16 protein-coding genes and 2 rRNA genes are annotated in these 21,868 nt (G+C 67.6%); 10 read left to right on the top strand and 8 right to left on the bottom strand.

Annotation, left to right across the window (positions count from 1 at the left end; genetic code table 11):
- Window positions 1-4 precede the first annotated feature (4 nt).
- Window positions 5-2,020 (bottom strand): streptophobe family protein, encoded by a 2,016-nt coding sequence (locus tag FBY22_RS29770; RefSeq protein ID WP_142151065.1) that lies wholly within the window; start codon window positions 2,018-2,020, stop codon window positions 5-7.
- Between the two features lie 238 nt (window positions 2,021-2,258).
- Here FBY22_RS29770 and FBY22_RS29765 point away from each other — a divergent pair, with 238 nt between their 5' ends.
- Window positions 2,259-4,787: an FHA domain-containing protein gene (locus FBY22_RS29765; RefSeq protein ID WP_142151064.1), complete on the top strand. Its 2,529-nt coding sequence runs from the start codon at window positions 2,259-2,261 to the stop codon at window positions 4,785-4,787.
- A gap of 80 nt (window positions 4,788-4,867) precedes the next feature.
- Here the strand turns inward: FBY22_RS29765 and FBY22_RS29760 are convergent, their stop codons facing one another.
- The 3 genes from FBY22_RS29760 to FBY22_RS29750 form a co-directional block, all read right to left on the bottom strand.
- Window positions 4,868-5,623 (bottom strand): transglycosylase SLT domain-containing protein, encoded by a 756-nt coding sequence (locus FBY22_RS29760; protein ID WP_142151063.1) that lies wholly within the window; start codon window positions 5,621-5,623, stop codon window positions 4,868-4,870.
- Window positions 5,624-5,922: 299 nt separating this feature from the next.
- Window positions 5,923-7,038 carry an S-adenosylmethionine:tRNA ribosyltransferase-isomerase gene (locus FBY22_RS29755; protein WP_142151062.1) on the bottom strand — a complete coding sequence of 372 codons (1,116 nt, stop codon included), beginning with the start codon at window positions 7,036-7,038 and terminating at the stop codon, window positions 5,923-5,925.
- Window positions 7,035-7,733: an SDR family oxidoreductase gene (locus tag FBY22_RS29750; RefSeq protein ID WP_142151061.1), complete on the bottom strand. Its 699-nt coding sequence runs from the start codon at window positions 7,731-7,733 to the stop codon at window positions 7,035-7,037. Before FBY22_RS29750 ends, FBY22_RS29755 begins: the two co-directional genes overlap by 4 nt.
- 226 nt (window positions 7,734-7,959) lie before the next feature.
- On the opposite strand from FBY22_RS29750, the gene FBY22_RS29745 reads away from it, so the two are divergent.
- The 3 genes from FBY22_RS29745 to chpE all read left to right on the top strand — a co-directional run bounded on the left by FBY22_RS29745 (window position 7,960) and on the right by chpE (window position 10,157).
- Window positions 7,960-9,105, top strand: coding sequence for a GAF domain-containing sensor histidine kinase (locus tag FBY22_RS29745; RefSeq protein ID WP_142151060.1), 1,146 nt, complete (start codon window positions 7,960-7,962; stop codon window positions 9,103-9,105).
- The gene (locus FBY22_RS29740; RefSeq protein WP_142151059.1) at window positions 9,098-9,739 is read left to right on the top strand and encodes a response regulator transcription factor; all 642 of its coding nucleotides are present in this window, start codon (window positions 9,098-9,100) and stop codon (window positions 9,737-9,739) included. Before FBY22_RS29745 ends, FBY22_RS29740 begins: the two co-directional genes overlap by 8 nt.
- Window positions 9,740-9,908: 169 nt before the next feature.
- Window positions 9,909-10,157 carry a chaplin ChpE gene (gene chpE / locus FBY22_RS29735; RefSeq protein WP_142151058.1) on the top strand — a complete coding sequence of 83 codons (249 nt, stop codon included), beginning with the start codon at window positions 9,909-9,911 and terminating at the stop codon, window positions 10,155-10,157.
- Between the two features lie 78 nt (window positions 10,158-10,235).
- Here chpE and FBY22_RS29730 read toward each other — a convergent pair whose 3' ends face one another.
- The gene (locus FBY22_RS29730) at window positions 10,236-11,024 is read right to left on the bottom strand and encodes a hypothetical protein (RefSeq protein ID WP_142151057.1); all 789 of its coding nucleotides are present in this window, start codon (window positions 11,022-11,024) and stop codon (window positions 10,236-10,238) included.
- A gap of 143 nt (window positions 11,025-11,167) precedes the next feature.
- Here FBY22_RS29730 and FBY22_RS29725 point away from each other — a divergent pair, with 143 nt between their 5' ends.
- The 3 genes from FBY22_RS29725 (at window position 11,168) to FBY22_RS29715 (ending at window position 13,525) form a co-directional block, all read left to right on the top strand.
- Window positions 11,168-11,965 (top strand): ABC transporter ATP-binding protein, encoded by a 798-nt coding sequence (locus tag FBY22_RS29725; RefSeq protein ID WP_142151056.1) that lies wholly within the window; start codon window positions 11,168-11,170, stop codon window positions 11,963-11,965.
- Window positions 11,966-12,014: 49 nt separating this feature from the next.
- The gene (locus FBY22_RS29720; protein ID WP_142151055.1) at window positions 12,015-12,446 is read left to right on the top strand and encodes an NfeD family protein; all 432 of its coding nucleotides are present in this window, start codon (window positions 12,015-12,017) and stop codon (window positions 12,444-12,446) included.
- A 131-nt stretch (window positions 12,447-12,577) separates the two neighbouring features.
- Window positions 12,578-13,525: an SPFH domain-containing protein gene (locus FBY22_RS29715; RefSeq protein ID WP_142151054.1), complete on the top strand. Its 948-nt coding sequence runs from the start codon at window positions 12,578-12,580 to the stop codon at window positions 13,523-13,525.
- A 67-nt stretch (window positions 13,526-13,592) separates the two neighbouring features.
- On the opposite strand, the gene FBY22_RS29710 is transcribed toward FBY22_RS29715, so the two are convergent.
- From FBY22_RS29710 to FBY22_RS29700, 3 genes are all read right to left on the bottom strand, one after another.
- Window positions 13,593-14,099, bottom strand: a complete 507-nt coding sequence (locus FBY22_RS29710) for an HNH endonuclease (RefSeq protein WP_142151053.1) — start codon at window positions 14,097-14,099, stop codon at window positions 13,593-13,595.
- Between the two features lie 143 nt (window positions 14,100-14,242).
- Window positions 14,243-14,782, bottom strand: coding sequence for a YbhB/YbcL family Raf kinase inhibitor-like protein (locus FBY22_RS29705; protein ID WP_142151052.1), 540 nt, complete (start codon window positions 14,780-14,782; stop codon window positions 14,243-14,245).
- A gap of 43 nt (window positions 14,783-14,825) precedes the next feature.
- Complete coding sequence (locus FBY22_RS29700) at window positions 14,826-15,608, bottom strand: sporulation protein (RefSeq protein ID WP_142151051.1); 783 nt, start codon at window positions 15,606-15,608, stop codon at window positions 14,826-14,828.
- A 146-nt stretch (window positions 15,609-15,754) separates the two neighbouring features.
- Between FBY22_RS29700 and FBY22_RS29695 the strand changes: the two genes are divergently transcribed.
- The 3 genes from FBY22_RS29695 to FBY22_RS29680 all read left to right on the top strand — a co-directional run bounded on the left by FBY22_RS29695 (window position 15,755) and on the right by FBY22_RS29680 (window position 21,836).
- Complete coding sequence (locus tag FBY22_RS29695; RefSeq protein ID WP_142151050.1) at window positions 15,755-16,396, top strand: DNA-3-methyladenine glycosylase; 642 nt, start codon at window positions 15,755-15,757, stop codon at window positions 16,394-16,396.
- A gap of 494 nt (window positions 16,397-16,890) precedes the next feature.
- Window positions 16,891-18,416, top strand: a 16S ribosomal RNA gene (locus FBY22_RS29685).
- A 295-nt stretch (window positions 18,417-18,711) separates the two neighbouring features.
- Window positions 18,712-21,836: ribosomal RNA gene (locus tag FBY22_RS29680) — 23S ribosomal RNA — on the top strand.
- The 16S and 23S rRNA genes sit together here, the layout of an rRNA operon.
- Window positions 21,837-21,868 lie beyond the last annotated feature (32 nt).

Raw genomic sequence — 21,868 nt, 5'->3', positions numbered from 1 at the left:
CCCCTCACCGACCCCCCTTGGGCCTCCTGGGCGGCGGAGGGGGCGGCGGAGGCGGCGGAGGACCGTCGCCTCCCGGCCGGGGCGGCTGCCGGCGAGGCGGCGGGTTCCCGATCGGCCGCACCACCGTGGGGGCGCCGTACACGTCGCCGTCACCCGCGCCGGGCGGCGGCACGCCCTCACCGGCCCGGGGCCGGTCGGGAGGCCGCGCGTCCCCGCCCCGTCCGGGCCGGTCGGGCGGCTCCGCGTACGCACCGGCTCCAGGCCGGTCCGGCGGTCGCGCGTTCCCACCGGACCCGGCTCGGTCGGTCGGCCGCGCGTCCTCCGACTCCCCGGCCTCGTCCGGCACCCGCAGATACGGATTGGTGGCCGGGTTCGGCGCCCGGTACGACCCGCCGGGCGTGTACGGCCCCTGGCCACCGGCATACGGTCCCGGGCCACCCGCATGCGGTCCCGGGTCACCGGCATACGGTCCCGGGCCACCCGCATACGGTCCCGAGCCGCCCTCGTGCGTCCCCGCCGTCCCCGCGCGCACCCCGGCTTCCGCTGGGTACCGCGGACGCGCACCGCCCGTGACCCAGGCCCGCGCCAGGGGAGCCGCCCCCCGTCCCGCCGCTCCGGTCGCCCGGGCCAGCAGCGCGCCGACCGCGCCCGCCGCCGCGCCCCACGCCGCGCCGAGCAGCAGGGCCATGCCGAGGTTCCCCCGCAGGCTGATCCCGGCGCCGAACGCGTCGAAGCCCAGCACCGACAGGGAGGCGTCCACCGACACCTCGGTCAGCCAGGCGAGCAACGGCAGGGTCAGCGCCGTGACGACCCCGAGTCGTAGAGCGCACTGCCCCGCGAACCGGAGGGCACCGGAACCCCGTACACCCGGACCGCCCGCCCCTTGCTCCGCCGCACCCCCGACCGGCGTCCGTACCGCCGTCAGCACTCCGGCCAGCAGCATCGTCACCGCCGCCGCGACGCCGAGGAGCCACACCCGTCCGTCCAGCTCGGCCAGTCTGCCCAGCGTCACCGACTGGTCGGTCTTCGCGGTGAGGAGGTCGTCCAGGGGGTTGGGCAGCAGCTTGGCCAGCGCGCCCGTCGCCTTGCCGTCGAACGGGACGAACAGGCCGATCGGGATGCCGAGCCAGGTGCCGTTCGGGGCGCCGAGCAGCGCCGCGCCGAAGATCCGCCGGGGATGGTCGTCGCCGATCGCCGCGTACACCGCCGCCGCGAGCCCCGCGGCCACGGTCACCAGCAGTACCGTGACGATCGCCGAGGCCGCCGGCCGGACGACGCGGTGCACCGCTTCCCAGCCCCGCGGCAGGGGAGTGCGGCGCGAGGCCAGCAGGGCGATCAGCAGGACCCCGGCCGCCCAGCCGAGTCCCCCGAGCAGGGTGGGCGCGGTGTCGACCGAGAAGCCGACCCCCGCCTTGGCCTTGATGAGGTTGCCGACGTTGTCCGGGAGCAGCCCGCCGATGTCCCCGAGGTCGCCGAGGCCCGGGACGCTGATCCCGCCGCCACCGCCCGATCCGCCGGGCAGCTTGTCGAGGCCCAGCGAGCCGCCGTCGATGGTGATGACGTCATGGCCCGCCCAGGCCAGCCCGCCCAGCATCGCCATGAACAGCACGACCACCGCGCCCGCGCGCGCGAGGAGTTCGGCCGGCTCGACCACAACTTTGGCCGCGCGCAGGGACCGTAGGAAGAACCACGACAGCAGCAGCGCGCCGACCAGGCTCACCCCGAGTGGCGTGATCGTGACGGCCGTGTGGGCCTCGGCGCCCTTCAGTCCGAACGCGGAGACATCGCCGGACGGAGTGACCGAACCACCCGCCCCGAGGGCGACCACGGCCGCGGTCATCGGTCCCAGCGAGCCCGCGGCATCCGCCCGCAGCAGATGCAGGCCGAGCGCCGCCGTTCCCGCCATCCCGATCAACGCCCAGCTCACGGAGGCGATCGCGGACAGCACGACGTCTCCCCACGGCACCCCAGGGCCGCGTGTGCCGTGTTCCGCGCTCTCGACGCCGGACGACGCGCTCATGGCAGACCCCCCGATCCGCGGCGCGGCCCGTTGCCGCGCATGTCCCCCTCGCGTGGATTACCACTCTCCGGGTCGGTTTCAACCCCGTCAACGGAACCGGACGACCCGTCCGTGCGTGGTGTTCACAAGGCCCGGCTTTCGGTCAGAGGGGCGAGCCTGAAATAGTTCCCGACGATGTTCGACATCCCTAGACTCCCTGTGTCGGGGGTATCTCGGGGGACTACTCAGTGGGGCTGGAGTGCCGGAACTCGTACTGGAATTGAATGGGCGCACCTGGACGCTGGACCCGTCCAGGCCGTACACCCTCGGACGCGATCCGCAGGGGGACGTCGTGGTCGACGACGCCAGGGTGTCCTGGCGGCACGCCACGATCAGCTGGAGCGGCCGCGGTTGGGTCCTGGAGGACAAGGGCTCCACCAACGGCACGTTCGTGCAGGGGCAGCGCGTCCACCACATGGACATCGGCCCGGGTACGGCGGTCCATCTCGGCAACGCGACCGACGGTCCGCGCCTGACCGTCTCCGGCGCCGCCGCGGCCGTCGCGACCCCGCAGGCCCAGCCGCAGCAGCAGCCGTACGCCGCCCAGAGCGCGGGCCCCGGCTGGGCACAGCAGGCCCCGCCGCAGCAGGCCCCGCAACAGCCGGCTCCGCAGCCGCAGCCCGCCTGGCCGCAGCAGGCCGCGCCGCAGATCCCGCAGCAGCAGAACCCCGGTGGTGGCGCGGGGGCGCCGCCGGTCTACGGCGACCGCAGCCCGACCACGTTCCACCAGTTCTCCATCGGCCGCGTGATGCGCATCGGCCGTGCCCTGGAGAACGAACTGGTCGTCTCCGACCTGCAGGTGTCCCGGCACCACGCCGAGTTCCACTCGACGCCCGACGGCCGCATGGAGATCCGCGACCTGGGCTCGCACAACGGCACGTACGTCAACGGCCAGCCCATAGCCAAGGGCGGTGCGCAACTGCTCGGCCCCGCCGACATCGTCGGCGTCGGCCACTCCACGTTCCGGATCGTCGGCGACCGGCTGGAGGAGTTCGTCGACACCGGTGAGGTCTCCTTCTCGGCCCGCCATCTGACCGTGACGGTCGACGGCGGCAAGCAGATCCTCAAGGACGTCTCCTTCGGCGTCCCGGAGAAGTCGCTGATCGCGGTCATCGGCCCGTCCGGTTCGGGCAAGTCGACCCTGCTCAAGGCGCTCACCGGCTACCGGCCCGCCAACCAGGGCGACGTCCTCTACGACAACCGCAACCTGTACAAGCAGTTCGCCGAGCTGCGCCAGCGCATCGGCCTGGTCCCGCAGGACGACATCCTGCACAAGGAACTGACGGTCAAGAAGGCCCTCAAGTACGCGGCCAAGCTCCGCTTCCCGGCCGACACCACGGCGGCCGAGCGCGAGGCGCGCATAGACGAGGTGCTGCGCGAGCTGAAGCTCGACATCCACAAGGAGAAGAAGGTCACCTCCCTTTCGGGCGGCCAGCGCAAGCGCGTCTCGGTGGCCCTGGAGCTGCTCACCAAGCCGTCCCTGATCTTCCTGGACGAGCCGACCTCGGGTCTCGACCCGGGTATGGACCGCGATGTCATGCAGCTGCTGCGCGGCCTCGCCGACGACGGCCGCACGGTCCTCGTGGTCACCCACTCCGTGGCCGAGCTGGCCCTGTGCGACAAGCTGCTCGTGATGGCCCCGGGCGGCGCGGTCGCCTACTTCGGCCCGCCCGAGGAGGCACTGAACTTCTTCGGCTACGACACCTGGGCCGACGTCTTCTCCGCCTTCGAGAACTACCGCGACTACGACTGGGCCGGACGCTGGAAGGGCTCGCAGCACTACCAGATGTACGCCGCGGACATCGACGCCGTTGCGCCGCAGTCCGTACAGATGCCTCCGATGCAGGCGATGAAGCCGCCGAAGCCGCAGGGCTGGATGAGTCAGTTCGGCACGCTGGTGTGGCGCTACATCTCCGTCATCGCCTCCGACAAGGGCTTCCTCGCGCTGACGGTGATCCTGCCGCTGGTCCTTGGCTCGGTGAGCCTGCTCATCGACTCCGGCAAGGACCTGCTGGTCAACACGGAGATCAACCCGACCACGCAGCAGCCCGTGCCGAACGGCACGGCCACCACGGTGCTGCTGATCCTCGCGGTCGGCGCCTGCTTCGCCGGGGCCGCCAACTCCGTCCGTGAGCTGATCAAGGAACGGGTCATCTACGAGCGCGAGCGCGCCACGGGCCTGTCCCGCTCCGCGTACCTGATGTCCAAGGTGTTCGTGCTCGGCCTGATCACGATCCTGCAGGGTCTGATGGTCGGTGTCATCGGCTTCGCCAGCCGCACCGTCCCGGACAAGGGTGTGGTCCTCGGCAACGCGGTGCTCGTCGAGCTCTGCCTGCCGATCATGGCGCTGGGCTTCACCTCGATGATGTTCGGCCTGATCATCTCCGCCCTGGTGAAGACCTCCGAGAAGACCATGCCGCTGCTGGTCATGTTCGCGATCGTCCAGGTCGTCTTCACCGGCTGCCTCTTCGCGCTGAACGGCGCGATCGGCGTCAACCAGTTCTCCTACCTGATGCCCTCGCGCTGGGCCGTCGGCGCCGCGGGCGCCACGCTGGACTTCAACCGGATCGCCCCGCCGGGCAAGGGCAAGCCCGACGACCCGCTGTGGGCGCACACCGCCGGCGCCTGGACCCTGGACATGGTCGCCCTGATCGTGCTCGGCGTGATCTGCGCCTTCTTCGTGGCCCGCTTCCTGCGCCGCCACGAGCCCGAGGTCATGCGCAAGTAGGTTCCGAAGAACCCCGAAGGGCGGCACCCGTCAGGAGGTGCCGCCCTTCGGCGTTCAGGTGTACGAGGTCCGCGCTGACCTCAGTACGCGCTGTTGACGTTGTCGATCGAGCCGTACTTGTCCGCCGCGTAGTTGGCGGCGGCGGTGATGTTGGCGACCGGGTCGTAGATGTTCCAGGACGTGCCGGCCACGTGGTAGGCGGTGAACGTCGGCGGGATGACCTGCAGCAGGCCCTTCGACGGGATGCCGTTGATCGCGTTGATGTCCCAGTCGTTGATGGCGTTCGGGTTGCCCGAGGACTCACGCATGATGTTGCGGTACAGACCGTTGTACGAACCCGGGATGCCCTTGCTGTGCATGATGTCCAGGGCGTGGTTGATCCAGCCGTTGAGGTTGTTGCCGTAGCTCCTCACGGCGGCCTTCTTCACGGCGGCCTTCTTCAGCGCGGCGCGCTTGGCGGAGCGGCTCGCGGCCTCCTTGGCCCGGCGCTCGGCGGCGGCCTTCCTCTTGGCCGCGGCCGCGGCGGCCGCCTTCTTCTTCGCGGTGGCCTCGGCGGCGGCCTTGGCGCGGGCGTCGGCCTTGGCCTTGGCGGTCTCGGCCTTGATGCTGTCGACGGCGAGCCGGTCGGTGACGCTGGCCTTGACGTCCTTGATCTGCTGGGAGCTGTAGGCGATCTTGGCCGGGGAAGCGGCCTCACTCGTGGTGGTCTCGGCGTTGCTGGGCACCGCGGAGAAGGCGAGGGCGGCGGCACCGAGGGTGGTGACACCGGCGAGAGCGATCTTGTGGTGGCGGGTCAGCTGACGACTGTGACCGCCGGTGTTGGTGTTCTTGAGCATGGCAGACGGACCTCTTCGAATAGCGCGGAGGTCGCTCCACGTGCTGCGGGGGACACGGGTCCTTCCCGCACGAACGCCGCGGGCGGAACCCGCGGCGCTGAGCGACGGCTGCCATTCTTAGCGGCCGCAAAATCGACAGGCAAAGATGTGACGTACGATCCCGGGTAGTGGATCGGGGAAGGGCAAATCGGGGCAGACTGGACTGTATGTCCCGCTCATCATGTGAGTCTTGATCTCCTACCCACCTTCGTAAGTGACCTGCGCCCTATGTGCGGGCTCACATGCCCCCGGAGGTTTCCTCACCAACAGTTGCTGGCGCAATGCTGTGTGTGAGGAGCCTGATCCGGGAGGATGAGATGGACGTCGCCGAACTCGTGCCACAGGTACCGTCCGCGCAGCGCCTCCTCGTACGCGCGGTCCACCGCTTCCCGTCCGGCCACCGCCCGCAGCATCAGCAGATGCGAGGCCTCCGGCTCGTGCAGCCCGGTCAGCAGCCCGTCCACCACCCGTACCCCGCGCTCCGGGGTGACCACGAGATCCGTCCACCCCTCACGCGCGCGTACGACACCGTCGGCGTCGGCCGCCGACTCCACGGCCCGCACGGCCGTCGTCCCCACGGCGACGACCCGTCCGTCCCCGGCCCGCACCGCGTTGATGAGCCGCGCGGACGCCTCCGGCACCGAGAACCGCTCCGGGTACGGCGGCTCGTGCGCCTCCACCGACGCCACCCCGGTGTGCAGCGTGACCGGGGCGAACTGCACGCCCCGGCTCACCAGCTCCGCCACCAGCCGCGCCGTGAAGGGCCGCGCCGCGCTCGGCATCTCGGCACTGCCCGCCCCGCCGGCCGCGGGCAGCGCGAACACCGTCTGGTACACGGACAGCGGCTGATCCCGCTCCGTATAGGAGTAGCGGATCGGCCGACCGTGCTCCCGCAGCATCCCCGGCACCCCCGCGCCGGCCGCCCGAGCCCACCACAGGCGCTCGCTCCGCGCGCTCAGCGGCTCCTCCAGGACCAGCCGCACACCGCCGGGCAGCCCCACCTCCGTCCCCGCCGGCCCGCCCCCGTCCTTCCGGCTTCGGGTCCACCCCGGCTCCAGCGGGCGCGTGGTGCCCCTGCCGTCCGGCTTCCGCAGCTCCACCGCCCATCGCCCGTCGTCCCCGCGCGTGGAGAAGTGCACCACCACGCGCGTGTGCCCGATCCGCCCGTCCACGGCGGCGGCCAGCGTCGGCGACGTGTTGACCACCAGCAGATCCCCGGCCCGCAGCAGCCGCGGCAGCTCCGTGAACGAGTGGTGCGACACCTCCGTCCCACGCGACACCAGCAGGCGGACGGCATCCCGGTCGAGCCCCGGCCCGCGCTGCTCGGCCGGGACCCGCGCCGACAGCTCCTCCGGTACGTGCACCGCGAGCGTCATCGCCCCTCCACCAGCAGCGAGACGGCCGCGTACCGCCCGCTCGCCGGCCGCTCGTCCAGCAGCCGCAGGAACGCCGGCACCACCCCGGCCGGCGCCGGACGCGGATCGTCGTCGTCCGGTACGGCGGCCGCGTACAGGTCGGTCGCCATGTCCCCAGGGTCCACCGCCCACACCCGCAGCCCCGGCTCCTCCTCGCCGAGCACGGCCGCCATGTGGTCCAGCGCCGCCTTGGAGGCCCCGTACCCGCCCCACGTCTCGTAGGCCTCGGCGGCCGCGTCGGAGCTCACCGTGATCACCGTGCCCGCCTCGGACGCGCGCAGCAGCGGCAGCGCCTCCTGAACCAGGCCCAGCGCGGCCACCACGTTCACCTCCAGCGCCCGCCGCAACCCCTCCAGGGGCAGCGCCTCCAGTCGTACGAGCGGCTCGGCGCCCAACGCGCTCGCGTTGCTCACCAGCAGATCGACGCCGCCCAGCTTTTCGGCCGCCGCCACCAGCTCGGCCCGGTGCCCGGCGTCCGTGACGTCCCCGGCCACCGCCGTCACCCGCGTGCCCCCTGCCTCCAGCTCCGCCGCCGTCTCCCGCAGGACCTCCGGCGTCCTGGCGTCGAGCACCAGATCCCAGCCCCGCGCGGCCAGGGCCCCGGAGAGTGCACGCCCCAGCCCCTTCGACGCCCCCGTGATGATCGCTACCGGCATGACTCCACGTCCCCTCGTCGTCGCCGTCCCGCGACGGCCTGCCCTCAACGTAGGAACCGGCCCCCCCGCCCCGCCTCGGACGCGGGGCGCAAAGCGACGGGGCCCTTCGCCCTAAGCCGCCGGTCGGGGGAGGTGGGCCTACGTCGGCCGACCTAGGCCCACCGCCCCACTTCCCGCCGTCACAGGTCCGATCCGCGCTGTCACACCCCGCCGGTACCGTGAGGTCATGAGTCAAGGCCCCCGGTCCGGCCTGGCAGCGGTGAGCGCCGCGCTGCTGGCCATGAGCAGGCATCTGGAGGTGCGCGACGTCCTCAAGACGATCGTCGCCTCGGCCCGCGAGCTGCTCGACGCCCAGTACGCCGCACTGGGCGTCCCCGACGACCACGGCGGGTTCGCCCAGTTCGTGGTCGACGGCGTCAGCGCCGATCAGTGGGCGGCCATCGGCCCGCTCCCGCGCCAGCACGGCATCCTCGCCGCCATGCTCCAGGAGGCCAGGGTCGAGCGCCTGGCCGACGTCCGCAAGGACCCCCGCTTCGAGGGCTGGCCCTCCGCCCACCCCGACATGTCCGACTTCCTGGGCCTGCCCGTCCGGGACGGCGACGAGGTCATCGGCGCCCTGTTCCTGGCCAACAAGAACTGCTCCAAGCCCAGCGGCGGCTGCGGCTTCACCGCCGAGGACGAGGAACTGCTCGCCATCCTCGCCCAGCACGCGGCGATCGCCCTCACCAACGCGCGCCTGTACGAGCGCAGCCGCGAACTGACCATCGCCGAGGAGCGCTCCCGCCTCGCGCACGAACTGCACGACGCGGTCAGTCAGAAACTCTTCTCCCTGCGCCTGACCGCCCAGGCCGCGGCCGCCCTGGTGGACCGCGACCCCTCCCGCGCCAAGGGGGAACTGCAGCAGGTGGCCGCGCTCGCCGCCGAGGCGGCCGACGAACTGCGCGCCGCGGTCGTCGAGCTGCGCCCCGCGGCCCTGGACGAGGACGGACTCGTCGCCACCCTGCGCACCCAGGTCCAGGTCCTCGACCGCGCCCACAGCGCGCGCGTGACCTTCGACAGCCAAGGGGTGCGCGCCCTGCCCTCCGCCCAGGAGGAGGCGGTCCTGCGCGTCGCCCAGGAAGCCCTGCACAACGCCCTGAGGCACTCCGGAGCCGAGCACGTGGACGTCACCCTGACCCGGCGCGGCTCGGCGGCGGTCCTCCGGGTGACGGACGACGGCGACGGCTTCGACCCCAAGGCGATACGGCGGGCCGGCCGCCACCTCGGCCTGGTGTCCATGCGTGACCGCACCAGCGGCGTCGGCGGCAGACTGACGGTGGAATCGGCGCCCGGCAAAGGCACCGTGATCGAGATGGAGGTCCCCGGTGGCTGACGCAATCAGGGTGCTGCTCGTCGACGACCACCAAGTGGTCCGCCGCGGCCTGCGCACCTTTCTCGAGGTGCAGGACGACATCGAGGTCGTGGGCGAGGCCGCCGACGGCGCCGAGGGAGTGGCCCGCGCCGAGGAACTCAGGCCCGACGTCGTGCTGATGGACGTCAAGATGCCGGGCCTCGACGGCGTGGACGCCCTGCGCCGGCTCCGGGAACTGGACAACCCCGCGCGCGTGCTGATCGTCACCAGCTTCACCGAACAGCGCACGGTGGTGCCGGCCCTGCGCGCGGGCGCCGCCGGCTACGTCTACAAGGATGTGGACCCCGACGCCCTCGCCGGCGCCATCCGCTCGGTGCACGCCGGACACATCCTCCTGCAACCCGAGGTGGCCATCGCCCTGTTGTCCCAGGAGGAGGCCAACTCCACACCCGGAAGGGCCGGTTCGCTCACCGAGCGGGAGCGCGAGGTGCTCGGCCTGATAGCCGACGGCCGTTCCAACCGCGAGATCGCCCGCGCCCTCGTCCTGTCCGAGAAGACGGTCAAGACCCATGTGTCGAACATCCTGATGAAGCTGGACCTGGCGGACCGGACGCAGGCCGCGCTGTGGGCCGTACGACACGGCGTGACCGGCTGAAACGCGTCACGCGCGCCGATAGGGCACGGCAACACGGAGCGTCCCGCTCCGGACTGAGATTCATACCGTCGTGGGAATGTCCCCCGAATGGCGCAACCTCCGTGGATCTCCGCCGTTCTCCAGTGCGTGCTGCGGCGACTGCCGCGGCGATCGCTAGGAGGACTCAGAAGTGAAGAACCTGAAGAAGGCAGCGGCCGTGACGATGGTGGCCGGCGGTCTGATCGCCGCGGGAGCCGGGATGGCCTCCGCCACCACCGGCGGCTCGCACGCCGACGGCCAGGCCGTGGGCTCGCCCGGCGTGCTGTCGGGCAACCTCGTTCAGGCCCCGGTCCACGTCCCGGTCAACGCCGTGGGCAACAGCGTGAACGTCATCGGCGTGCTGAACCCCGCCTTCGGCAACCTGGGCGTCAACGGCTGACGTCCGCCACCCGGCGTGCAGTGATCTCCGGCCTCCCGGCCCCGTCCGGGAGGCCGTTCAGCCGTCCGCGGGCGGAGCTCACCTCATGCCCCGCTCCCGCTCCTCCACATACGCGTTGTACGCGGCGACCTGGGCCCGGCGAGCTGTCCGCTCCACCGGCCGCAACGCCTGCGCCCGCGCTCCCATCTCGGCCGAACTCACCGCGCCCCCATGCCCGTTGTCGTAGGCGAGGGACACCAGCAGCCCCACCCGCTGCGCCAGCTCCAGCACTCGGACCGCCCGCGGCGGATACCCCGGCGCCAGTACCTCCCGGCCCCGCTCGGCCCGCGCCCGGTACGCGTCGATCGCCGCCTCCGCCACCGGCCCCGACCCGGCTACGTCCAACCGCGACAACACCTCGGTCGCCTCGCGAAGCGCCTCCGCCAGCTCCCGCTCCGCCTCACCGAGCGACGGCACATCGGCCGGCGGCGCCTCCCGCACCGGCAGACAGTGCCAGACGACCTCGACATGCACATCACCGTCGGGACCGGTCTCGTACACCTCCGGCACCAGCCCCAGTGCGGCGCCGCGACAGACCACGGCCTCCTCGGCCTCCATCGCCCGCGCGTTGAACTCCGGCGGCCCGCTCAGCCCCAGCGGATGCCCGGGGGCCGGCAGCGCGACCCGCAGACCGGCCACCCCCAGCGCCCGCAGCCGCCCCAGCCCGAGCGACAGCCCCACCTGCCCCGACTCGCCGGGCAGCCCCTCCATCCGGTGCACCGCGTCCTCCCCGACGATCGCGATGACGGCGTCGTCCGGAGAGACAAGTCCGGCCAAAAGGGCGTTTCCCCAAGCGGCAAGGCGTCCAGAGCGCGGTTCCGAGAACATGCCCCCACCCTAAGGACCGGACCGATGGAATGGACCTGCCGACCAGTGGCGTAGATTTCTTCGAGGGCTGCGCCCACAAGCGCACGCGACAGCCGAGACGCCGACCCGAGACCGGTCACACTGCAAGGGGAGACAACGCGCTCATGAGCGATGTTCTGGAGCTTCAGGACGTATCCGTGGTCCGGGAGGGCCGGGCTCTGGTGGACCAGGTCTCCTGGTCGGTCAAGGAAGGCGAGCGCTGGGTCATCCTCGGTCCCAACGGCGCGGGCAAGACCACCCTCCTCAACGTCGCCTCCAGCTACCTCTACCCCAGCAAGGGCACCGCCACCATCCTCGGCGAGACCCTCGGCAAGCCCGGCACCGACGTCTTCGAGCTGCGCCCCCGCATCGGCGTGGCCGGCATCGCCATGGCCGACAAGCTCCCCAAGCGCCAGACCGTCCTGCAGACCGTCCTGACCGCCGCGTACGGCATGACCGCGGGCTGGCAGGAGGAGTACGAGGACATCGACGAGCAGCGCGCCCGCGCCTTCCTCGACCGCCTCGGCATGAGCGACTACCTCGACCGGAAGTTCGGCACCCTCTCCGAGGGCGAGCGCAAGCGCACCCTCATCGCCCGCGCCCTGATGACCGACCCCGAGCTGCTCCTCCTCGACGAGCCCGCCGCCGGCCTCGACCTCGGCGGCCGCGAGGACCTCGTACGCCGCCTCGGCCGCCTCGCCCGCGACCCGATCGCCCCCTCCATGCTGATGGTCACCCACCACGTCGAGGAGATCGCCCCCGGCTTCACCCACGTCCTGATGATCCGTCAGGGCAAGGTCCTCGCCGCCGGCCCGCTGGAGCTCGAACTCACCTCCCGCAACCTCTCCCTCTGCTTCGGCCTGCCGCTCGTCGTCGAACAGGCCGGCGACCGCTGGACCGCCCGCGGTCTGCCGCTGACCTGAGGCCCTTGCGCCCTGTCGGCAAAGGGACTTGCGGTCATACCATGACCATGTGAACGACATCGACGCATGGGTGTGGTGGCTCGTCGGCGCGGCCGCGCTCGGAATCCCGCTCGTGGTCACGGCGATGCCCGAGTTCGGCATGCTCGCCGTGGGCGCCGTAGCCGCCGCCGTCTTCGCCGGACTGGGCTTCGACGTCGTGGCCCAGGTCCTCGCCTTCGTCGTCGTCTCCGTCGCACTGATCGCGGTGGTACGGCCCATCGCGCTCCGGCACAGCGCACAGCGCCCCCAACTCGCCACCGGCGTGGACGCCTTGAAGGGCAAGCAAGCCGTCGTGCTGGAACGTGTCGACGGCTCCGGTGGCCGGATCAAGCTCGCCGGCGAGGTCTGGTCGGCCCGCGCCCTCGACACCGAACGGGCCTACGAAGTAGGCCAGGAAGTAGATGTCGTGGAGATCGAGGGAGCGACCGCCATCGTCATCTGACCTCGTAGGACTCAACTGATACGAACAGCCCACGAGTTGTACGACGGTCTGTCAGACTCGACCAGCAAGATCTTCAACAACCATAAGATCTTCCGAGAGCGCCGAGGCGGAGAAGGGTACGGGGAACGACGATGGAACCGGTCATCATCGTCCTGATCATTCTGGTGGTGTTGGTCTTCATCGCCCTGATCAGGACCATCCAAGTCATCCCGCAGGCCAGCGCCGCCATCGTCGAGCGCTTCGGCCGCTACACGCGGACACTCAACGCGGGCCTCAACATCGTGGTCCCCTTCATCGACACCATCCGCAACCGCATCGACCTGCGTGAACAGGTCGTACCGTTCCCGCCGCAGCCGGTGATCACCCAGGACAACCTGGTCGTGAACATCGACACGGTCATCTACTACCAGGTGACCGACGCGCGGGCCGCGACCTACGAGGTCGCCAGCTACATCCAGGCCATCGAGCAGCTCACCGTCACCACACTCCGCAACATCATCGGTGGCATGGACCTCGAGCGGACCCTGACCTCCCGCGAGGAGATCAACGCGGCCCTGCGCGGCGTCCTCGACGAGGCCACCGGCAAGTGGGGCATCCGCGTCAACCGCGTCGAACTCAAGGCGATCGAACCGCCCACCTCCATCCAGGACTCGATGGAGAAGCAGATGCGCGCCGACCGTGACAAGCGCGCCGCGATCCTCACCGCCGAAGGTACGCGCCAGGCCGCCATCCTCACCGCCGAAGGTGAGAAGCAGTCCCAGATCCTGCGCGCCGAGGGTGAGGCCAAGGCCGCCGCCCTGCGCGCCGAGGGCGAGGCCCAGGCCGTCCGCACGGTCTTCGAGGCGATCCACGCCGGCGACCCGGACCAGAAGCTCCTCTCCTACCAGTACCTCCAGATGCTCCCGAAGATCGCCGAGGGAGACGCCAACAAGCTCTGGATCGTGCCCAGCGAGATCGGCGACGCCCTCAAGGGCCTGTCCGGCGCCATGGGCAACTTCGGCCCCATGGGCGGTGGTTCGGGCGGAGGCGCCGGCTCGGAGAAGGCCACCGAACGCCGGGAGAAGCCGTCGATCGACTGACGCCCGTCCCGTGTACGTGACTGGGGCCCCCCTCCCTCGGGAGACGGGCCCCAGTTCCACGTGTGCCCTACGCGGCCTCCCGCGCCAGCCAGTCGGGCAGCGCGTCGAAGTCCTCGGTGCCCAGGGCCAACAGCATCGCATCGGCCGGAGTCGGCTCGAACGGCTGCCGCAGCAACGGCATCCCCGCCTGCTCCGGAGTCCGGTCGGCCTTACGGTGATTGTCCTCCGCGCACGAGGCCACCGTGTTCAGCCAGGAGTCCTGACCACCCTGCGCCCGCGGCACCACATGGTCCACGGTCGTCGCCCTGCGCCCGCAGTACGCGCACCGGTGCCGGTCCCTGACCAGCACCCCCCGCCTCGACCACGGCGCTTGTCTTCGGAACGGCACCCTCACGTACCTGCACAACCGGATCACCCGCGGCGCCGGTATGTCCACATCGGCACCGCGCATGCGCAGTTCGGGGTGGGCCTGCTCGACCACGGCCTTGTCCTGCAGCACCAGCACGACGGCGCGGTTCAACGTCACCGTCGACAGCGGCTCGAAGCTCGCGTTCAGAACCAGCGTGTCCCGCATTCCAGCCCACCTCCCGTGCAATCGGCCCACCCCCTGGCGGGCTGGATCAACTCTGGCCGGGCACGCCGAGATGGACAACGCAATAAAAACTGCCCGCCTCTGATCAATTCCAAGACCAGAGGCGGGCAAACGTTCCATGAACGTCAGTCTTCGGCGGGCACCTCGTACTCACCGACGAGCTGCGCACGGGCGATCGTGTGGAACCGCAGGTTGAAGCCCACGACGGCCGGGGACGCGTCCGCGTCCGGACCGAGCTTCTCCTGGTCCACGGCGTACACCGTGAACACGTACCGGTGCGGCCCGTCCCCGGCGGGCGGAGCGGCACCGCCGAAGTCCTTGGACCCGTAGTCGTTGCGCGCCTGGACCGCGCCCTCGGGCAGCCCCTCGAACTTGCCGCTGCCCGCACCGGCCGGCAGCTCCGTCACGGAGGCCGGGATGTCGAACACCACCCAGTGCCAGAACCCGCTGCCCGTCGGCGCGTCGGGGTCGTAGCAGGTGACGGCGAAGCTCCTGGTCTCGGCGGGGAAGCCCTCCCAGCGCAGCTGCGGCGAGGTGTTGCCGGCCGCGTAGACCTGAGCGTCCTTGAGCGTGGCGCCTTCCCGCACGTCCTCACTCGTGACCGTGAACGACGGCACGGGCGGGTGGAAGTCGTGGGGGAGCGGCCGCCGCTTGAGCTCGGACACCTCGGTACCTCCTGATCGGTTACGGAATCAGTGGTTCCCGAGCCTAGAACCAGTTGCGCTTGCTGCCGACCTCGGACAGCCACTGGTTGAGGTAGGCCGCCCAGTCGGTCCCGTGGAAGTCGTTCAGCCCCACCTGGAACGACCGGAAGGTGTCACTGCCCTCGCTGAACAGCCCCGGCTTCTTGTCCATCTCCAGCACGACGTCCATCGCGTGCTCGTCGGCCACGAAGCTCAGCTCGACCTGGTTCAGCCCCCGGTACTGCGACGGCGGGTAGAACTCGATCTCCTGGTAGAACGGCAGCCGCTGCCGCGTGTTGCGGATGTGGCCGCGCTCCATGTCCGCGTTCTTGAAGCGGAAGCCCAGCTGGATGAAGGCGTCCAGGATCGCCTTCTGCGCCGGCAGCGGGTGCACGTTGATCGGGTCCAGGTCACCGGAGTCGACGGCCCGGGCGATCGCCAGCTCGGTCGTCACGCCGATGTTCATCCCGCGCAGCGCCTGCCCGTCGATCATGGTGATCGGCGTCTCCCACGGGATCTCCAGCCCGAACGGCACGGCGTGCACGGCCCCGGCCTGCAGCTCGAAAGCGCCACCGAGCCGCACCTTGGTGAACTCGATGTTCTGCTTGTACTCCTCGTCGCCGCTCTCGACCTCGACCTTGGCCTGCAGACCGACGGACAGACCCTCGATCTCCTGGTTCACGGACCCGCCCTGGATCCGCACCTCACCCTGGACGACGCCGCCCGGAACGGTGTTGACCTCGGTCAGCACCGTCTCGACCGAAGCCCCACCGGCCCCCAGACTCGCGAGCAGCTTCTTGAACCCCATGTTTCTCCCTATACGTGCGGTACGTGCGGACCCTTGATCCCTGTAAACGCGATCCGGGCACGGCCGGTTCCGCCCCACACCCTGGCAAGGAGACGGAACCTTGACCAGCCCTTGGCATCGACCCGCCTGCACTACCCTCGGACGGCATGATCGCGCCCACGGACCGTACGCCACTCCCCAGGGAGTTCTTCGACCGCCCCGTCCTGGAAGTCGCCCCCGACCTCCTCGGCCGCATCCTGGTCCGTACGACCCCCGACGGTCCGATAGCCGTCCGCCTCACGGAGGTGGAGGCCTACGACGGCCCGAACGACCCCGGCTCCCACGCCTATCGTGGCCGGAGCGCCCGCAATGACGTGATGTTCGGTCCGCCCGGCCATGTGTACGTCTACTTCACCTACGGCATGTGGTTCTGCATGAACCTGGTGTGCGGTCCCGAGGGCAGGGCGAGCGCGGTCCTGCTGCGGGCCGGCGAGGTCGTCGAGGGCGCCGAACACGCCCGCAAGCGTCGACTCTCGGCCCGGAACGACAAGGAACTGGCCAAAGGCCCGGCCCGCCTGGCCACGGCCCTCGGCGTCGACCGCGCCCTGGACGGCACGGACGCGTGCGCCTCCGGCGAGACCCCGCTGAGGATGCTGACCGGCAGGGCGGTCGCGTCCGACCAGGTATGCAACGGCCCACGCACCGGAGTCGCTGGTGAAGGGGGCGTCCACCCCTGGCGCTTCTGGGTCGCCGACGACCCCACGGTGAGCCCCTACCGGGCCCATGTGCCCAGGCGCCGCCGAAGTTGACGCGCCCTTGCGAGGTGCGTAATGTAGCCCGAGCCGCTTGAACCGGGTACGGCGTTCGCCAGCAGCCGGAAGCGGCCAAACCACTACCTTCGATCAACCCCTGGCGGGGTCGAATTCGTCATGTCCGCATGCCTGAATTCGAACTCGCGGAACTCGATTATGAGTTCTCAAGGGAATCGACTAACGTAGTGAATGTCGAAAGGCCCCGCCGACAGGGAATCAGGCCCGAAAGGATCTGATAGAGTCGGAAACGCAAGACCGAAGGGAAGCGCCCGGAGGAAAGCCCGAGAGGGTGAGTACGAAGGAAGCGACCGTTCCTTGAGAACTCAACAGCGTGCCAAAAGTCAACGCCAGATATGTTGATACCCCGACACCGGGATTTCCTGGTGGCGAGGTTCCTTTGAAGAAAACACAGCGAGGACGCTGTGAACGGTCGGGCTCATTCCGCCTGACTGTTCCGCTCTCGTGGTGTTCATCCCGATTACGGGAAAACATTCACGGAGAGTTTGATCCTGGCTCAGGACGAACGCTGGCGGCGTGCTTAACACATGCAAGTCGAACGATGAACCACTTCGGTGGGGATTAGTGGCGAACGGGTGAGTAACACGTGGGCAATCTGCCCTTCACTCTGGGACAAGCCCTGGAAACGGGGTCTAATACCGGATAACACTCTCGCAGGCATCTGTGAGGGTTAAAAGCTCCGGCGGTGAAGGATGAGCCCGCGGCCTATCAGCTTGTTGGTGAGGTAATGGCTCACCAAGGCGACGACGGGTAGCCGGCCTGAGAGGGCGACCGGCCACACTGGGACTGAGACACGGCCCAGACTCCTACGGGAGGCAGCAGTGGGGAATATTGCACAATGGGCGAAAGCCTGATGCAGCGACGCCGCGTGAGGGATGACGGCCTTCGGGTTGTAAACCTCTTTCAGCAGGGAAGAAGCGAAAGTGACGGTACCTGCAGAAGAAGCGCCGGCTAACTACGTGCCAGCAGCCGCGGTAATACGTAGGGCGCAAGCGTTGTCCGGAATTATTGGGCGTAAAGAGCTCGTAGGCGGCTTGTCACGTCGATTGTGAAAGCCCGAGGCTTAACCTCGGGTCTGCAGTCGATACGGGCTAGCTAGAGTGTGGTAGGGGAGATCGGAATTCCTGGTGTAGCGGTGAAATGCGCAGATATCAGGAGGAACACCGGTGGCGAAGGCGGATCTCTGGGCCATTACTGACGCTGAGGAGCGAAAGCGTGGGGAGCGAACAGGATTAGATACCCTGGTAGTCCACGCCGTAAACGGTGGGAACTAGGTGTTGGCGACATTCCACGTCGTCGGTGCCGCAGCTAACGCATTAAGTTCCCCGCCTGGGGAGTACGGCCGCAAGGCTAAAACTCAAAGGAATTGACGGGGGCCCGCACAAGCGGCGGAGCATGTGGCTTAATTCGACGCAACGCGAAGAACCTTACCAAGGCTTGACATACACCGGAAAGCATTAGAGATAGTGCCCCCCTTGTGGTCGGTGTACAGGTGGTGCATGGCTGTCGTCAGCTCGTGTCGTGAGATGTTGGGTTAAGTCCCGCAACGAGCGCAACCCTTGTTCTGTGTTGCCAGCATGCCCTTCGGGGTGATGGGGACTCACAGGAGACCGCCGGGGTCAACTCGGAGGAAGGTGGGGACGACGTCAAGTCATCATGCCCCTTATGTCTTGGGCTGCACACGTGCTACAATGGCCGGTACAATGAGCTGCGATACCGTGAGGTGGAGCGAATCTCAAAAAGCCGGTCTCAGTTCGGATTGGGGTCTGCAACTCGACCCCATGAAGTCGGAGTCGCTAGTAATCGCAGATCAGCATTGCTGCGGTGAATACGTTCCCGGGCCTTGTACACACCGCCCGTCACGTCACGAAAGTCGGTAACACCCGAAGCCGGTGGCCCAACCCCTTGTGGGAGGGAGCTGTCGAAGGTGGGACTGGCGATTGGGACGAAGTCGTAACAAGGTAGCCGTACCGGAAGGTGCGGCTGGATCACCTCCTTTCTAAGGAGCACTTCTTACCGGGCTCGCTCGGTCAGAGGCCAGAACATCAGCGAACGCCTGATGCTGGTTGCTCATGGGTGGAACGTTGACTATTCGGCACACTTGACCGTCTTCTCTTCCTAGTACTGCTTCGGCGTGGAACGGATGAAGAAGAGGCGAGGGTGTCGGGCACGCTGTTGGGTGTCTGAGGGAATGGTTTTCCTCAGTCGCCGGCCCCAGTGAACTCGAGTGGAAGCTCGGGGTGATGGGTGGCTGGTCGTTGTTTGAGAACTGCACAGTGGACGCGAGCATCTGTGGCCAAGTTTTTAAGGGCGCACGGTGGATGCCTTGGCACCAGGAACCGATGAAGGACGTGGGAGGCCACGATAGGCCCCGGGGAGTCGTCAACCAGGCTTTGATCCGGGGGTGTCCGAATGGGGAAACCCGGCAGTCGTCATGGGCTGTCACCCTTGCCTGAACACATAGGGCAAGTGGAGGGAACGCGGGGAAGTGAAACATCTCAGTACCCGCAGGAAGAGAAAACAACCGTGATTCCGGGAGTAGTGGCGAGCGAAACCGGATGAGGCCAAACCGTATGCGTGTGAGACCCGGCAGGGGTTGCGCATGCGGGGTTGTGGGATCTCTCTTCTGTTGTCTGCCGGCAACAGGACGAGTCAGAAACCGTTGATGTAGGCGAAGGACATGCGAAAGGTCCGGCGTAGAGGGTAAGACCCCCGTAGTCGAAACGTCAGCGGCTCGTTTGAGAGACACCCAAGTAGCACGGGGCCCGAGAAATCCCGTGTGAATCTGGCGGGACCACCCGCTAAGCCTAAATATTCCCTGGTGACCGATAGCGGATAGTACCGTGAGGGAATGGTGAAAAGTACCGCGGGAGCGGAGTGAAATAGTACCTGAAACCGTGTGCCTACAAGCCGTGGGAGCGTCGGAATGAAGACTTGTCTTCATTCTCGTGACTGCGTGCCTTTTGAAGAATGAGCCTGCGAGTTTGCGGTGTGTTGCGAGGTTAACCCGGGTGGGGAAGCCGTAGCGAAAGCGAGTCCGAATAGGGCGATTTTAGTAGCACGCTCAAGACCCGAAGCGGAGTGATCTAGCCATGGGCAGGTTGAAGCGGAGGTAAGACTTCGTGGAGGACCGAACCCACCAGGGTTGAAAACCTGGGGGATGACCTGTGGTTAGGGGTGAAAGGCCAATCAAACTCCGTGATAGCTGGTTCTCCCCGAAATGCATTTAGGTGCAGCGTCGTGTGTTTCTTGCCGGAGGTAGAGCACTGGATAGGCGATGGGCCCTACCGGGTTACTGACCTTAGCCAAACTCCGAATGCCGGTAAGTGAGAGCGCGGCAGTGAGACTGTGGGGGATAAGCTCCATGGTCGAGAGGGAAACAGCCCAGAGCATCGACTAAGGCCCCTAAGCGTACGCTAAGTGGGAAAGGATGTGGAGTCGCAGAGACAACCAGGAGGTTGGCTTAGAAGCAGCCACCCTTGAAAGAGTGCGTAATAGCTCACTGGTCTAGTGATTCCGCGCCGACAATGTAGCGGGGCTCAAGCGTACCGCCGAAGTCGTGTCATTGCAGCATGAGGGCCAACGCCCGCTGTGATGGGTAGGGGAGCGTCGTCTGCCGGGTGAAGCAGCCGCGTAAGCGAGTTGTGGACGGTTGACGAGTGAGAATGCAGGCATGAGTAGCGATTCACACGTGGGAAACGTGTGCGCCGATTGACTAAGGGTTCCTGGGTCAAGCTGATCTGCCCAGGGTAAGTCGGGACCTAAGGCGAGGCCGACAGGCGTAGTCGATGGATAACCGGTTGATATTCCGGTACCCGCTGTGAAGCGTCAAACATTGAATCCAGTGATGCTAAGCCCGTGAAGCCGCCGGCTGAGTCTTCGGACGAGGTCGGAGTGGTGGAGCCGGTGACCCGAGCTGGTAGTAGGTGAGTGATGGGGTGACGCAGGAAGGTAGTCCATCCCGGGCGGTGGTTGTCCCGGGGTAAGGGTGTAGGACGAGTGGTAGGCAAATCCGCCGCTCATGTGTCTGAGACCTGATGCCGAGCCGATTGTGGTGAAGTGGATGATCCTATGCTGTCGAGAAAAGCCTCTAGCGAGTTTCATGGCGGCCCGTACCCTAAACCGACTCAGGTGGTCAGGTAGAGAATACCGAGGCGTTCGGGTGAACTATGGTTAAGGAACTCGGCAAAATGCCCCCGTAACTTCGGGAGAAGGGGGGCCACGCTTGGTGAGAGGACTTGCTCCTCGAGCTGGGGGTGGCCGCAGAGACCAGCGAGAAGCGACTGTTTACTAAAAACACAGGTCCGTGCGAAGCCGTAAGGCGATGTATACGGACTGACGCCTGCCCGGTGCTGGAACGTTAAGGGGACCGGTTAGTCACATTTCGGTGTGGCGAAGCTGAGAACTTAAGCGCCAGTAAACGGCGGTGGTAACTATAACCATCCTAAGGTAGCGAAATTCCTTGTCGGGTAAGTTCCGACCTGCACGAATGGCGTAACGACTTCTCGACTGTCTCAACCATAGGCCCGGTGAAATTGCACTACGAGTAAAGATGCTCGTTTCGCGCAGCAGGACGGAAAGACCCCGGGACCTTTACTACAGTTTGATATTGGTGTTCGGTTCGGCTTGTGTAGGATAGCTGGGAGACTGTGAACTCTGGACGCCAGTTCAGGGGGAGTCGTCGTTGAAATACCAGTCTGGTCGTGCTGGATGTCTAACCTGGGTCCGTGATCCGGATCAGGGACAGTGTCTGATGGGTAGTTTAACTGGGGCGGTTGCCTCCTAAAGAGTAACGGAGGCGCCCAAAGGTTCCCTCAGCCTGGTTGGCAATCAGGTGTTGAGTGTAAGTGCACAAGGGAGCTTGACTGTGAGACCGACGGGTCGAGCAGGGACGAAAGTCGGGACTAGTGATCCGGCGGTGGCTTGTGGAAGCGCCGTCGCTCAACGGATAAAAGGTACCCCGGGGATAACAGGCTGATCTTCCCCAAGAGTCCATATCGACGGGATGGTTTGGCACCTCGATGTCGGCTCGTCGCATCCTGGGGCTGGAGTCGGTCCCAAGGGTTGGGCTGTTCGCCCATTAAAGCGGTACGCGAGCTGGGTTTAGAACGTCGTGAGACAGTTCGGTCCCTATCCGCTGTGCGCGTAGGAGTCTTGAGAAGGGCTGTCCCTAGTACGAGAGGACCGGGACGGACGAACCTCTGGTGTGCCAGTTGTTCTGCCAAGGGCATGGCTGGTTGGCTACGTTCGGGAGGGATAACCGCTGAAAGCATCTAAGCGGGAAGCCTGCTTCGAGATGAGGACTCCCACCCACTTGATGGGGTAAGGCTCCCAGTAGACGACTGGGTTGATAGGCCGGATCTGGAAGCACGGTAACGTGTGGAGGTGACCGGTACTAATAGGCCGAGGGCTTGTCCTCAGTTGCTCGCGTCCACTGTGTTAGTTCTGAGG

The sequence above is a fragment of the Streptomyces sp. SLBN-31 genome (assembly GCF_006715395.1).
Classification (GTDB): domain Bacteria; phylum Actinomycetota; class Actinomycetes; order Streptomycetales; family Streptomycetaceae; genus Streptomyces.
This window is presented reverse-complemented; position numbering and strand designations above follow the sequence as displayed.